At 69.9% G+C, this 12,535-nt stretch carries 15 protein-coding genes; 12 read left to right on the top strand and 3 right to left on the bottom strand.

From position 1 onward, the window contains the following. Positions 1–89 precede the first annotated feature (89 nt). A complete protein-coding gene (locus tag B7R87_RS06145; RefSeq protein WP_006349946.1) occupies positions 90–410 on the top strand; it encodes a hypothetical protein in 321 nt (106 codons plus the stop codon). Positions 411–497: 87 nt separating this feature from the next. Here the strand turns inward: B7R87_RS06145 and B7R87_RS06140 are convergent, their stop codons facing one another. The 3 genes from B7R87_RS06140 to B7R87_RS06130 form a co-directional block, all read right to left on the bottom strand. After that, entirely contained in the window at positions 498–1,469 is a 972-nt protein-coding gene (locus B7R87_RS06140; RefSeq protein WP_187144577.1) for a COX15/CtaA family protein, read from the bottom strand. Between the two features lie 78 nt (positions 1,470–1,547). After that, a complete protein-coding gene (locus B7R87_RS06135) occupies positions 1,548–2,324 on the bottom strand; it encodes an ABC transporter permease (protein ID WP_006349948.1) in 777 nt (258 codons plus the stop codon). Continuing rightward, complete coding sequence (locus tag B7R87_RS06130; protein ID WP_006349949.1) at positions 2,324–3,247, bottom strand: ABC transporter ATP-binding protein; 924 nt, start codon at positions 3,245–3,247, stop codon at positions 2,324–2,326. Before B7R87_RS06130 ends, B7R87_RS06135 begins: the two co-directional genes overlap by 1 nt. A 304-nt stretch (positions 3,248–3,551) precedes the next feature. Here B7R87_RS06130 and B7R87_RS06125 point away from each other — a divergent pair, with 304 nt between their 5' ends. The 11 genes from B7R87_RS06125 (at position 3,552) to dapD (ending at position 12,353) form a co-directional block, all read left to right on the top strand. Continuing rightward, positions 3,552–4,322 (top strand): helix-turn-helix transcriptional regulator, encoded by a 771-nt coding sequence (locus B7R87_RS06125; protein WP_040916636.1) that lies wholly within the window; start codon positions 3,552–3,554, stop codon positions 4,320–4,322. After that, on the top strand, positions 4,319–5,740 hold the full coding sequence (sufB, locus tag B7R87_RS06120) for a Fe-S cluster assembly protein SufB (RefSeq protein WP_006349951.1): 1,422 nt from the start codon (positions 4,319–4,321) through the stop codon (positions 5,738–5,740). Before B7R87_RS06125 ends, sufB begins: the two co-directional genes overlap by 4 nt. A 96-nt stretch (positions 5,741–5,836) precedes the next feature. Continuing rightward, positions 5,837–7,018: a Fe-S cluster assembly protein SufD gene (gene sufD / locus B7R87_RS06115; RefSeq protein ID WP_006349952.1), complete on the top strand. Its 1,182-nt coding sequence runs from the start codon at positions 5,837–5,839 to the stop codon at positions 7,016–7,018. After that, positions 7,015–7,332 carry a non-heme iron oxygenase ferredoxin subunit gene (locus tag B7R87_RS06110; RefSeq protein ID WP_006349953.1) on the top strand — a complete coding sequence of 106 codons (318 nt, stop codon included), beginning with the start codon at positions 7,015–7,017 and terminating at the stop codon, positions 7,330–7,332. The genes sufD and B7R87_RS06110 overlap by 4 nt, the downstream gene beginning before the upstream one ends. Positions 7,333–7,339: 7 nt before the next feature. Beyond that, positions 7,340–8,104: a Fe-S cluster assembly ATPase SufC gene (gene sufC, locus B7R87_RS06105; RefSeq protein ID WP_006349954.1), complete on the top strand. Its 765-nt coding sequence runs from the start codon at positions 7,340–7,342 to the stop codon at positions 8,102–8,104. Further along, positions 8,101–9,360: a cysteine desulfurase gene (locus tag B7R87_RS06100; RefSeq protein ID WP_006349955.1), complete on the top strand. Its 1,260-nt coding sequence runs from the start codon at positions 8,101–8,103 to the stop codon at positions 9,358–9,360. The genes sufC and B7R87_RS06100 overlap by 4 nt, the downstream gene beginning before the upstream one ends. A 14-nt stretch (positions 9,361–9,374) precedes the next feature. Further along, positions 9,375–9,860 carry a Fe-S cluster assembly sulfur transfer protein SufU gene (sufU, locus tag B7R87_RS06095; RefSeq protein ID WP_040916637.1) on the top strand — a complete coding sequence of 162 codons (486 nt, stop codon included), beginning with the start codon at positions 9,375–9,377 and terminating at the stop codon, positions 9,858–9,860. After that, the gene (locus tag B7R87_RS06090; protein ID WP_006349957.1) at positions 9,857–10,195 is read left to right on the top strand and encodes a metal-sulfur cluster assembly factor; all 339 of its coding nucleotides are present in this window, start codon (positions 9,857–9,859) and stop codon (positions 10,193–10,195) included. Before sufU ends, B7R87_RS06090 begins: the two co-directional genes overlap by 4 nt. A 199-nt stretch (positions 10,196–10,394) precedes the next feature. Next, entirely contained in the window at positions 10,395–10,715 is a 321-nt protein-coding gene (locus B7R87_RS06085) for a DMT family transporter (RefSeq protein ID WP_006349958.1), read from the top strand. Further along, the gene (locus B7R87_RS06080) at positions 10,715–11,275 is read left to right on the top strand and encodes a TetR/AcrR family transcriptional regulator (RefSeq protein WP_006349959.1); all 561 of its coding nucleotides are present in this window, start codon (positions 10,715–10,717) and stop codon (positions 11,273–11,275) included. Before B7R87_RS06085 ends, B7R87_RS06080 begins: the two co-directional genes overlap by 1 nt. 88 nt (positions 11,276–11,363) lie before the next feature. Continuing rightward, complete coding sequence (gene dapD / locus B7R87_RS06075) at positions 11,364–12,353, top strand: 2,3,4,5-tetrahydropyridine-2,6-dicarboxylate N-succinyltransferase (protein ID WP_006349960.1); 990 nt, start codon at positions 11,364–11,366, stop codon at positions 12,351–12,353. The last annotated feature ends 182 nt before the right edge of the window (positions 12,354–12,535 follow it).

The raw sequence follows: 12,535 nt of genomic DNA, 5'->3' as shown, positions 1-12,535 counted from the left end.
CGGTACGTAGCTCCTGATCGCGGTACGTGGTTCACGCCACGCCCCGAACGCATGGTCAGTGCCGATTACCCGTACGTAACATCGTGGCCATGGCAGACACCAAGCACGCGGACCGCAAGGCCGCCAGGCTCGCCCGGGAGATCGGCGCCTTCGCGAAGAAGCACGGCGGCGCGGAGGGGCAGCTCGCGTACCTCGGGCAGACGGGCACCCGGATCGTCCTCGTCGGCTCCGACGGCACCTGGGGGGATCTGGTGGCCCCCACCCATGCGGTGGCCGAGGCGGCGGCCGGGAAGGCCGGGCTCACCCTCCACGAGAGCTTCGACGGGGAGTTCGCGGCGAGGGTGCGGACGGGACCGTACGAGTGGACCCGGATGGCGGGCATCCAGATCGGCGGGCCCGCCAACGGCTGACCTGCGGATACGGAAACGGGCGGGCCGGCCCACGGATACACCGTGGGCCGGCCCGCCCGTTTTTCCGTACGTCCTGCGGTGGCCGGGTCAGGCCCGGCTCAGCACCGGGTCGGCCTGCGCCGGAATCGCGGCGGAGGGCTCATCGGGCCGCTCGCGCATGCTCAGCAGCAGCCGTACCACCGCGATCCACATCAGCGAAGAGCCCAGCATGTGCACCCCGACGAGGATCTCCGGGACCCCGGTGAAGTACTGGAGGTAGCCGATCCCGCCCTGGAGCAGCAGCACGACCAGCAGATCGCGGGCGCGGGCCCGGATATCGCCCGGGGCGTCCACCACCCGCAGCACCAGCCACATGGCCAGCGCGAGGGCACAGATCACCCATGCGGAGACGGCGTGCAGATGCGCCGCGTTGACCCAGTCCCACGGCATCCGCGGGACATCGCTGCTGTCACCGGCGTGCTTGCCCGCGCCGGTGACCCCCGTGCCCAGCACGATGGCGAGCCCGGCGGTGATCACGATGGCCCAGGAGAGCCTGCGCACCGGGAGCGGCACCCGGGGGCGGCGTTCGCCGTCGCCCTCGCCCGCCCGGTGCCAGGTCAGCACGGCGACGGTGAGCAGGGCATTGGCGAGGATGAAGTGTCCGGCGACGGTCCAGGGGTTCAGCCCCGTCCAGACCGTGATGCCTCCGACGACGGCGTTGCTCGCCACGATCCAGAACTGCGCCCAGCCGAGCCGGCTGAGCGTACGGCGCCTCGGCTTGGCCGAACGGGCCGCGATGATCGTCCAGCCGACGGCCGCGGACAGGACGTACGTCAGCATGCGGTTGCCGAACTCGATGGCCCCGTGCAGCCCCTGTTCGGGCGTGGCGAAGAGGCTGTCGTCGGTGCACTTGGGCCAGGTGTCGCAGCCCAGGCCCGATCCGGTGAGCCGGACCGCGCCCCCGGTGACGATGATGACCACGGTCATCACGACGGCGGAGAGTGCGGCCCGCCGGACGATTCCCGGGGCGGGCGTCCAGCGCTGGGCGATGCGGTCGATGGGGGTTTGCACGCGCTCCATCGTAGGCGGGGCCTTGTGCACCGATTCACGAGGGGGGTCCGACAGGCCGGGAGCGGCCCCCGGCCCCCGGCGTACGCGCTACTCCCAGCGGAAGAAGCGGGCCGCCGCCCCCAGGCCGAGGGCCGCCCAGACCGCGAGGATGCCGAGGGCGGACCAGGGGACGCCGCTGCCGTCGGTGAGGACGTCGCGCAGCCCGTCGGAGAGGGCGGAGATCGGGAGCAGCCCGAGGACACCGGCGACACCGTCCGGGAAGCGGTCCAGCGGAACGATCACCCCGCCGCCGACCAGGAGCAGCAGAAAGACCAGATTGGCCGCGGCCAGGGTGGCCTCGGCCCGGAGGGTGCCCGCCATCAGCAGACCGAGGCCGCTGAACGCGGCGGTCCCCAGCGCGAGGAGCAGCAGCACGGCCGCGAACCCGGCGGGGCCTCCCTGCGGCGACCAGCCCAGGGCGAGCGCGATCCCCGTGAGCAGGGTGATCTGGAGGACCTGCGTCGCCAGTACCGAGAGCGTCTTCGAGCACATCAGCGCCCAGCGGGGGAGCGGTGACGCACCCAGGCGCTTGAGGACCCCGTACCGGCGCTCGAAACCGGTGGCGATGGCCTGTCCCGTGAATGCGGTCGACAGCACCGCCAGCGCGAGCACCCCCGGTGCCAGGAAGTCGACGGCCTTCTCGCTGCCGGTGTCGACGATGTCGACGGAGGAGAAGAGCACCAGCAGCAGGGACGGGATGACCAGGGTGAGCACCAGCTGTTCGCCGTTGCGCAGCAGCATCCGGGTCTCGAACGCGGTCTGGGCGGCGATCATGCGCCCGAGGGGCGCGGCGCCGGGGCGCGGGGTGTACGTACCGGTGCTCATCAGCGCAGCTCCTTGCCGGTCAGCTCCAGGAAGACGTCCTCCAGGGTGCGGCGCTCCACCGAGATGCCGTCCGGCATGACGCCGTGCTGGGCGCACCAGGAGGTGACCGTGGCCAGCAGCTGGGGGCCGACGTCACCGGTTATCCGGTAGGTGCCGGGGAGGGGCTCGGCGGCTTCGGTGCCGTCGGGCAGGGCCTTGAGGAGGGAGCCGACGTCGAGCCCGGGCCGCCCGGTGAAGCGGAGGGTGTTCTCCGCGCCGCCGCGGCAGAGCTGCTCGGGGCTGCCCCGGGCGATCACCCGGCCGCCGTCGACGACGGCGACGTCGTCGGCCAGCTTCTCGGCCTCGTCCATGAAGTGGGTGGTCAGGACGGCGGTGACGCCGTCGGAGCGGAGTTCGCGGACCAGGTCCCAGGTGGCGCGGCGGGCCTGCGGGTCCAGTCCGGCGGTGGGCTCGTCGAGGAAGACCAGCTCGGGGCGGCCGACGACGGCCATCGCGAGCGACAGCCGCTGCTGCTGGCCGCCGGAGAGCCGGCGGTAGGTGGTGCGCCCGCAGTCACCGAGGCCGAGCCGTTCGACCAGGAAGTCGACGTCCAGGGGGTCGGCGTGCAGTTTCGCGATATGGCGGAGCATCTCCACGGCCCGGGCACCCGAGTAGACGCCGCCGGACTGGAGCATCACCCCGACCCGGGGGCGCAGCCGTCCGGCGTCGGCGACGGGATCGAGGCCGAGGACGCGGACCGTGCCCGCGTCGGGACGGCGGTAGCCCTCGCAGATCTCGATGGTGGTGGTCTTACCGGCTCCGTTGGGGCCGAGGACGGCGGTGACGGTCCCCCGGGGGACCGTCAGGTCGAGGCCGTTCACGGCCGCCTTGGATCCGTACCGCTTGACCAGGCCCTGGATCCGGACGGCGGGCTCGCTCTGCATGCCGCGAAGTCTAAGTGGCCCGCCCGGCCGCCCGGGGGCGTACCCCCCGGCGGCGGCCGAAGTAGGGCGCCCGGGGATCCGGGTGTTTTTGGTACATGGGGCGGGTGGTGACAGGAAAAGGGGGTGTACGGGGGTGTACGGACCCGGTCGCGAGGCCGCTCTCTGGGGCGTTCTGCCTGGTCGGAGGCGGTACGAAGGAGCTTAGGAGGTCAACCGGCTTAGGTTACCCTAAGTGATGAACGGCACCGCAGGGACCCCCGGGCGGCGGTTGTCACGCCTCCGTGAATTACGCAACAATGGCGTTGTGAAAAACGTCGGCGAGGCTCCTCGGGAGGAACTCGCGGCCGGGGTGCGGTCGGACCGATCGACGCGCAACCGGGTCGTGCGCTCCATCCTGGACCACGGTCCGTCCACCGTGGCGGATCTGGCGGGCCGCCTCGGCCTCACCCAGGCCGCGGTCCGCCGCCACCTCGACGCCCTGGCTGCGGAGAAGACGGTGGAGGCCCGGGAGAAGCGGGTCTACGGCGCCCGTGCCCGTGGCCGTCCCGCCAAGGTCTTCGCCCTGACCGACTGCGGCCGGGACGCCTTCGACCACGCCTACGACGCGATCGCGGTGGACGCCCTGCGCTGGATCGAACGGCACGCGGGAGGGGAGGCGGTCACCGCCTTCGCCCGCGACCGGCTCGGCAGCCAGGCCGACAGCTACCGCGAGGCCGTCACCGCGGCACCCCCCGAGGAGCGCACCGAAGCCCTGGCGAAAGCGCTCAGTGCCGACGGGTACGCTGCTGTGGCGCGCAGTGCGCCGGGCGCCCAGCAGGGCGAGCAGCTCTGTCAGCACCACTGCCCGGTCGCCCACGTCGCCGAGCGGTACCCGCAGCTCTGCGAGGCGGAGACCGAGATCTTCTCCGAGCTCCTCGGGACCCATGTGCAGCGTCTGGCCACCATCGCCCACGGCGACGGGGTGTGCACGACGTTCATCCCGCGGGGCGCCGCTCCACCGGCGGCACCGCCCCCGCAGACACCGACCACCACATCATCAGCGTCCGCAAGTACGGCCGGGAGGAACCCCGCATGACTCTCCCCACGGAGACTGCTCACCCCGAACTGGAGGGTCTGGGCACCTACGAATTCGGCTGGGCCGACTCCGACGAGGCCGGTGCCGTGGCCAAGCGCGGCCTGTCCGAGGAGGTCGTCCGCGATATCTCGGCCAAGAAGAACGAGCCCGAGTGGATGCTGAAGCTGCGGCTCAAGGGTCTGCGGCTGTTCGACCGGAAGCCCATGCCGAACTGGGGCTCCGACCTCTCCGGCATCGACTTCGACAACATCAAGTACTTCGTCCGCTCCACCGAGAAGCAGGCGGCGTCCTGGGAGGACCTCCCCGAGGACATCAAGAACACCTACGACAAGCTGGGCATCCCGGAGGCGGAGAAGCAGCGTCTCGTCGCCGGTGTCGCCGCTCAGTACGAGTCCGAGGTGGTCTACCACCAGATCCGTGAGGACCTGGAGGAGCAGGGTGTCATCTTCCTCGACACGGACACCGCGCTGAAGGAGCACCCGGAGCTGTTCCAGGAGTACTTCGGCACCGTCATCCCGGTCGGTGACAACAAGTTCGCCTCGCTGAACACCGCGGTCTGGTCCGGCGGCTCCTTCATCTACGTCCCCAAGGGCGTGCACGTCGACATCCCGCTCCAGGCCTACTTCCGGATCAACACCGAGAACATGGGCCAGTTCGAGCGGACGCTGATCATCGTCGACGAGGACGCGTACGTCCACTACGTCGAGGGTTGTACGGCCCCGATCTACTCCTCGGACTCGCTGCACAGCGCCGTGGTGGAGATCATCGTGAAGAAGGGCGGCCGCTGCCGCTACACGACCATCCAGAACTGGTCGAACAACGTCTACAACCTGGTCACCAAGCGCGCCGTGGCGTACGAGGGCGCGACCATGGAGTGGGTCGACGGCAACATCGGCTCCAAGGTCACCATGAAGTACCCGGCCGTCTATCTGATGGGCGAGCACGCCAAGGGCGAGACGCTCTCCATCGCCTTCGCGGGCGAGGGCCAGCACCAGGACGCCGGCGCGAAGATGGTCCACATGGCGCCCAACACCTCCTCCAACATCGTCTCCAAGTCGGTGGCCCGGGGCGGTGGCCGCACCTCCTACCGCGGTCTGATCGAGATCGGTGAGGGCGCCCCCGGCGCCAAGTCCAACGTGCTGTGCGACGCGCTGCTCGTGGACACGATCTCCCGTTCGGACACCTACCCGTACGTCGACGTCCGCGAGGACGACGTCTCCATGGGCCACGAGGCCACCGTCTCCAAGGTCTCCGAGGACCAGCTCTTCTATCTGATGAGCCGGGGCATGACCGAGTTCGAGGCGATGGCGATGATCGTCCGCGGCTTTGTCGAGCCGATCGCCAAGGAACTGCCGATGGAGTACGCGCTGGAGCTCAACCGGCTGATCGAGCTCCAGATGGAGGGTTCGGTCGGCTGACCCGGCCGCCGCACCCCCGGGGCGGGCACGCCCGTGCCCGCCCGCTCCCCGACAGATTTCCTGACCGACAGGCAGAGAGAGAGCACGACGACAGCCATGGCTGAGGCTCAGAACATCCCGGCGGGTTCCACGACCGCCGGCGCGATCGCGGTGGCCGCCGAGTCGACCGTAGCCACTCGTATGAGTGCGCCCCCGTCGTTCGACGTGGCGGACTTCCCCGTGCCGCACGGCCGCGAGGAGGAGTGGCGCTTCACCCCGCTGGAGCGGCTCGCGGGACTCCACGACGGCACCGCCGTCGCCTCCGGCGGCGTCAAGGTGGCCGTCGAGGCCCCCGAGGGCGTCACGGTCGAGACCGTGGGCCGGGACGACGCCCGGCTCGGCCGGGCCGGCAAGCCCGTGGACCGGGTGGCGGCCCAGGCGTACAGCTCCTTCGAGCAGGCGACGGTCGTCACCGTGCCCAAGGAGACCGTGCTCACCGAGCCCGTCCGGATCACCGTCCACGGCGAGGGCGGGGTCGCCTACGGCCACCAGGTGATCGAACTCGGCGCGTTCGCCGAGGCCGTCGTCGTGATCGACCACAGCGGCGACGCGGTGCTGGCCGCCAATGTCGAGTACGTCCTCGGCGACGGCGCCAAGCTGACCGTGGTCTCCGTCCAGGACTGGGACGACAAGGCCGTCCACGTCGCCCAGCACGATGCGCTCGTCGGCCGGGACGCCTCCTTCAAGTCCGTGGTCGTCACCTTCGGCGGCGATCTGGTCCGGCTGCACCCCCGGGTCACCTACGCGGCCACCGGCGGCGAGGCCGAGCTGTTCGGCCTCTACTTCACCGACCGCGGGCAGCACCAGGAGCACCGTCTCCTGGTCGACCACAACGCGCCGCACAACAAGTCCAACGTGGTCTACAAGGGCGCGCTCCAGGGCGAGAACGCGCACGCGGTGTGGATCGGAGACGTCCTCATCCGGGTCGCGGCCGAGGGCACCGACACCTACGAGATGAACCGGAACCTGGTCCTCACGGACGGCGCCCGGGTCGACTCCGTACCCAATCTGGAGATCGAGACCGGCGAGATCGTCGGCGCCGGCCACGCTTCGGCCACCGGCCGCTTCGACGACGAGCAGCTCTTCTACCTGATGGCCCGCGGTATCCCGGAGCAGGACGCCCGCCGCCTGGTGGTCCGCGGCTTCTTCGCCGAGCTGGTCCAGCAGATCGGCCTCCCCGATGTCGAAGAGCGTCTGATCACCAAGATCGAAGAGGAGCTGGAGGCGTCGGTCGCATGAGCTTCGTCCGTGCCTGCGCGCTGAGCGAGCTGGAGGAGGACACCCCCAAGCGGGTGGAGTTCGACGGCCTGCCGGTCTCGGTCGTCCGCACCGAGGGCGAGGTCTTCGCGATCTACGACATCTGCTCGCACGCCAACGTCTCGCTCTCCGAGGGCGAGGTGGAGGACTGCCGGATCGAGTGCTGGCTGCACGGCTCCAGCTTCGACCTGCGCACCGGCAAGCCGTCCGGACTGCCCGCGACGCGCCCCGTCCCCGTTTACCCCGTAAAGATCGAAGGGGACGATGTGCTCGTCTCCCTCACCCAGGAGTCCTGAGCTACCCATGGCAACGCTTGAAATCCGCGATCTGCACGTCTCCGTCGAGGCCGAGAACGGCTCCCGGGAGATCCTCAAGGGCGTCGACCTGACCGTGAAGCAGGGCGAGACCCACGCCATCATGGGCCCCAACGGCTCCGGCAAGTCCACCCTCGCCTACTCGCTGGCCGGTCACCCCAAGTACACGATCACCGGCGGCCAGGTCACCCTGGACGGCGAGGACGTGCTGGAGATGTCCGTCGACGAGCGCGCCCGCGCCGGTCTCTTCCTCGCCATGCAGTACCCGGTCGAGGTCCCCGGTGTCTCCGTCTCCAACTTCCTGCGCACCTCCGCCACCGCCATCCGCGGCGAGGCGCCCAAGCTGCGCACCTGGGTGAAGGAGGTCCGGGAGACCATGGAGCGGCTCCAGATGGACCCCGCCTTCGCCGAGCGCAATGTGAACGAGGGCTTCTCCGGCGGCGAGAAGAAGCGCCACGAGATCCTCCAGCTCGAACTGCTGAAGCCGAAGATCGCGATCCTCGACGAGACCGACTCCGGTCTGGACGTCGACGCGCTGCGTGTGGTCTCCGAGGGCGTCAACCGGATCCGCGAGAGCGGTGAGGTCGGCACCCTGCTGATCACCCACTACACCCGCATCCTGCGGTACATCAAGCCCGACCACGTGCATGTCTTCGCGGCCGGCCGGATCGCCGAGTCCGGCGGTCCCGAGCTCGCGGACAAGCTGGAGGCCGAGGGCTACGAGGCGTATGTGAAGGGTGGTGCCACCACGTGACGTTCTCCTCGCCGGGGCTACTCGACACCGAGGCGATCCGCAAGGACTTCCCGATCCTCGACCGGGTGATCCACGACGGCAAGAAGCTGGTCTATCTGGACAGCGCTGCCAGCTCGCAGCGGCCGCGCCAGGTCATCGAGGCCGTCAGCACCTACTACGAGCAGCACCACGCCAATGTGCACCGCGGTGTCCATGTGCTCGCCGAAGAGGCCACGGCGCTCTACGAGGACGCCCGGACCAAGGTCGCGGAGTTCATCAACGCGCCCAGCCGCGACGAGGTGATCTTCACCAAGAACGCCTCGGAGTCGCTGAACCTCGTGGCGAACATGCTCGGCTGGGCCGACGAGCCCTACCGGGTCGACCAGGACACCGAGATCGTCATCACGGAGATGGAGCACCACTCCAACATCGTTCCGTGGCAGCTGCTGGCGCAGCGCACGGGCGCGAAGCTGAAGTGGTTCGGCCTCACCGACGACGGCCGGCTCGACCTGAGCAACATCGAGCAGATCATCACCGAGAAGACCAAGATCGTCTCCTTTGTGCTGGTCTCCAACATCCTGGGCACGATCAACCCGGTGGACGCGATCGTCCGCCGCGCCCAGGAGGTCGGCGCGCTGGTGCTGATCGACGCTTCCCAGGCCGCTCCGCACGCCCCGCTGGACGTGCAGGCCCTCGGCGCCGACTTCGTGGCCTTCACCGGCCACAAGATGTGCGGACCGACGGGTATCGGCGTGCTCTGGGGACGCCAGGAGCTGCTGGAGGACCTCCCGCCGTTCCTCGGCGGTGGCGAGATGATCGAAACCGTCTCGATGAGCTCCTCCACCTATGCCCCGGCGCCGCACAAGTTCGAGGCCGGTACGCCCCCGATCGCCCAGGCCGTCGGCCTCGGCGCGGCGGTGGACTACCTCAACGCCATCGGCATGGAGAAGATCGCCGCTCATGAGCACGCGATCACGGAGTACGCTCTGGCGCGGCTCGCGGACGTCCCCGATCTGCGGATCATCGGCCCTGCTTCGGCCGAGGAGCGCGGTGCCGCGATCTCGTTCACCCTGGGTGATATCCACCCGCACGACGTGGGCCAGGTCCTCGACGAACAGGGCATCGCGGTCCGTGTCGGGCACCACTGCGCACGGCCGGTCTGCCTGCGCTACGGAATTCCCGCGACCACCAGGGCGTCGTTCTATCTGTACTCCACGCCCGCAGAGGTCGATGCGCTGATCGACGGGCTGGAGCATGTCCGTCAGTTCTTCGGGTAGAAGCGGAGCCTTTCGTGAAGCTTGATTCGATGTACCAGGACGTCATCCTCGACCACTACAAGAACCCGCACGGCCGGGGTCTTCGCGAGGGCGACGCCGAGGTGCACCACGTCAACCCCACGTGCGGCGACGAGATCACGCTGCGGGTGAAGTACGACGGCACGCGGGTCGCGGACGTCTCGTACGAGGGCCAGGGCTGTTCCATCAGCCAGGCCAGCGTCTCCGTACTGAACGAACTCCTGGTCGGCAAGGAGCTGGCCGAGGCGCAGAAGATCCAGGAGACGTTCCTGGAGCTGATGCAGTCCCGGGGCCGGATCGAGCCGGACGACGCCATGGAGGAGGTGCTGGAGGACGCGGTCGCGTTCGCCGGTGTCTCCAAGTACCCGGCCCGGGTCAAATGCGCGCTGCTCGGCTGGATGGCCTGGAAGGACGCGACCGCCCAGGCGCTGGGCGAGGGATCCGGTGCCACCGCCGGTGCCACCGAGAGGAAGACGGCATGACCGAGAACGCAGGAGCCGCGCTGAAGCCGGCCTCCGAGGAAGAGATCCGCGAGGCGCTGTACGACGTCGTCGACCCCGAGCTGGGCATCGACGTGGTCAACCTCGGACTGATCTACGGCATCCACGTCGACGACACCAATGTCGCCACGCTGGACATGACGCTGACGTCGGCGGCCTGCCCGCTGACCGATGTGATCGAAGACCAGGCCAAATCGGCGACGGAGGGCCTGGTCAACGAGCTGAAGATCAACTGGGTCTGGATGCCGCCGTGGGGCCCGGACAAGATCACGGACGATGGGCGCGAGCAGCTGCGCGCGCTCGGGTTCAACGTCTGAGCCTTCGTTCCTCGCGGTTCCGGAGCCGTTTCCCTGCGCTCCGACAGTGCGGCCGTGCCCGCCGGTGATTCCGGCGGGCACGGCCGTTTTTCCGTCCGCGGACGCTCCCGCTGCGGTCTTCCCCTGGCGTCCCCCGAGTTCCCTCGCCTTCACCCAGTGATATGTACGCGCGTACGCATCACTGTGTACAGTCGTACGCATGGGATACGGACTGCTCGCCGGGGCCATCGTCGCCGAGGTCGCCGCCACCACCGCCATGAAGTACAGCGAGGGCTTCAGCCGGCTCTGGCCGTCGTTGCTGACGGTCGCCGGATATCTGATCGCCTTCAGCCTGCTCGCGCAGACGCTCAAGACCCTCTCGGTCGGTACCGCCTACGCCATCTGGGCGGGCGTCGGCACGGCCGCGGTCGCGGCCATCGGCATGATCTTCCTCAACGAGTCGACCAGCGCCGCCAAGTTCGCGGGCATAGCGCTGGTGATCGCCGGGGTCGTGGTGCTCAACGTGGGGGGTGCGCACTGATGGTCCGCCGCTACGACCCCGACCGCCGCCGCCGGATCATCGACGCCGCGATCCGGGTCGTCGGCCGGGACGGGATCGCCGGGCTCAGTCACCGTACGGTGGCGGCGGAGGCCGATGTGCCGCTGGGCTCCACCACGTACCACTTCTCCTCCCTCGACGAACTGCTGGTCGCCGCGTTGCGGCAGAGCAACGAGGGCTTCGGGGCGACGGTGATGGGCTCCCGGGTCCTCACCGACCCGGAGTGCGACCTCGCGGCCGAGCTGGCCCGGATCGTGGGCCACTGGCTGACCTCGGACCGGGCCGAGGTGGAGCGGTGCTACGAGCTGTATCTCGCCGCCCTGCGCCGACCCGCCCTGCGTCCGGTGGCGGGGGAGTGGATCGACGAGGTCGTCGGCGCGCTCGCCCACCGGGTGGACGAGGGGACCGCGCGGGCGGTGGCCGCGCTGGTGGACGGCCTCTGTCTGGAAGTCCTGCTGACCGACCGGCCGTACGACGAGGAGTACGCGCGGGCGATGCTGGCGCGGCTCGTCGCCCCGGCGGCTCCGGTGGATCCCCTGTAGCGGCGCGGAGCGGGGTCTTCCGGGTGGTCGCGGGCCTTCGGGTGAGACGAGTTCGCCCGAGGAGGGCGGCGCCGGTTAGGTTCTCCTCATGACCGATACCACCACCCCTCGCACCTCCGGAGCCGTCGCGGCCGGCCTGGCCACCATCGCCGCCGACGGGACCGTTCTCGACACCTGGTTCCCCGCCCCCGAACTCACCTCGGAGCCCGGCCCCGCCGGGACCGAGCGGCTGGACGCGGACCGTGCCGTGCAGCTTCTGGGGGCCGGTGCCGCCAAGGCGCTCGGTGTGGACGCCCGTCGCGGTGTCGAGGTCGTGGCCGTCCGTACGGTCATCGCCTCCCTCGACGACAAGCCGCTCGACGCCCATGACGCGTATCTGCGGCTGCACCTGCTCTCGCACCGGCTGGTCCGGCCGCACGGCCAGAACCTCGACGGCCTGTTCGGCCTGCTGGCCAATGTGGCGTGGACGTCGCTGGGGCCCGTCGCCGTCGACGATATCGAGAAGGTACGGCTCAACGCCCGGGCCGAGGGCCTGCACCTCCAGGTGGTCGGTGTCGATAAGTTCCCGCGGATGACGGACTACGTGGTCCCCAAGGGCGTCCGGATCGCCGACGCCGACCGGGTCCGGCTCGGTGCCCACCTGGCCGAAGGCACCACCGTGATGCACGAGGGCTTCGTCAACTTCAACGCGGGCACCCTCGGCACCTCCATGGTCGAGGGCCGGATCTCGGCCGGTGTCGTCGTCGGCAACGGCTCCGACATCGGCGGCGGCGCCTCCACCATGGGCACCCTGTCCGGCGGCGGCAATGTCGTCATCGCCATCGGGGAGCGCTGCCTGGTCGGCGCCGAGGCGGGCGTCGGGATCGCGCTGGGCGACGAGTGCGTCGTCGAGGCCGGTCTCTACGTCACCGCCGGGACCCGGATCACCATGCCCGACGGCGAGATCGTCAAGGCCCGTGAGCTGTCCGGCGCGAGCAACATCCTCTTCCGCCGCAACTCGGTGACGGGCGCGGTCGAGGCCCGGCCGAACAACGCGGTCTGGGGCGGGCTGAACGAGATCCTGCACGCCCACAACTGAGCACGGTCCGGGCGGATCCTCCGCGGCCCCGGCTCTCGTACGTCCGGACGGGCGGCGAGCGCCGGGGCCGTGCTTGTCCCCCCGTTCCCCGCGGCAGCCGGTGGCGCCCGATGGCGTCCGGCGCGTTGCCCCGGGACCCGACGGAGGAGTTGACCTCAAGCGCGCTTGACGTTCCACGATGG

This window comes from Streptomyces tsukubensis (assembly GCF_003932715.1).
Taxonomy (GTDB): domain Bacteria; phylum Actinomycetota; class Actinomycetes; order Streptomycetales; family Streptomycetaceae; genus Streptomyces; species Streptomyces tsukubensis.
This window is presented reverse-complemented; position numbering and strand designations above follow the sequence as displayed.

Bases quoted from the DNA above. Each gene is read 5' to 3' on its own strand.
- B7R87_RS06145 (WP_006349946.1), top strand. From the start codon at position 90: ATGGCAGACACCAAGCACGCGGACCGCAAGGCCGCCAGGCTCGCCCGG.
- B7R87_RS06140 (WP_187144577.1), bottom strand. From the start codon at position 1,469: ATGGAGCGCGTGCAAACCCCCATCGACCGCATCGCCCAGCGCTGGACG.
- B7R87_RS06135 (WP_006349948.1), bottom strand. From the start codon at position 2,324: ATGAGCACCGGTACGTACACCCCGCGCCCCGGCGCCGCGCCCCTCGGG.
- B7R87_RS06130 (WP_006349949.1), bottom strand. From the start codon at position 3,247: ATGCAGAGCGAGCCCGCCGTCCGGATCCAGGGCCTGGTCAAGCGGTAC.
- sufB (WP_006349951.1), top strand. From the start codon at position 4,319: ATGACTCTCCCCACGGAGACTGCTCACCCCGAACTGGAGGGTCTGGGC.
- sufD (WP_006349952.1), top strand. From the start codon at position 5,837: ATGGCTGAGGCTCAGAACATCCCGGCGGGTTCCACGACCGCCGGCGCG.
- B7R87_RS06110 (WP_006349953.1), top strand. From the start codon at position 7,015: ATGAGCTTCGTCCGTGCCTGCGCGCTGAGCGAGCTGGAGGAGGACACC.
- sufC (WP_006349954.1), top strand. From the start codon at position 7,340: ATGGCAACGCTTGAAATCCGCGATCTGCACGTCTCCGTCGAGGCCGAG.
- B7R87_RS06090 (WP_006349957.1), top strand. From the start codon at position 9,857: ATGACCGAGAACGCAGGAGCCGCGCTGAAGCCGGCCTCCGAGGAAGAG.
- B7R87_RS06085 (WP_006349958.1), top strand. From the start codon at position 10,395: ATGGGATACGGACTGCTCGCCGGGGCCATCGTCGCCGAGGTCGCCGCC.
- B7R87_RS06080 (WP_006349959.1), top strand. From the start codon at position 10,715: ATGGTCCGCCGCTACGACCCCGACCGCCGCCGCCGGATCATCGACGCC.
- dapD (WP_006349960.1), top strand. From the start codon at position 11,364: ATGACCGATACCACCACCCCTCGCACCTCCGGAGCCGTCGCGGCCGGC.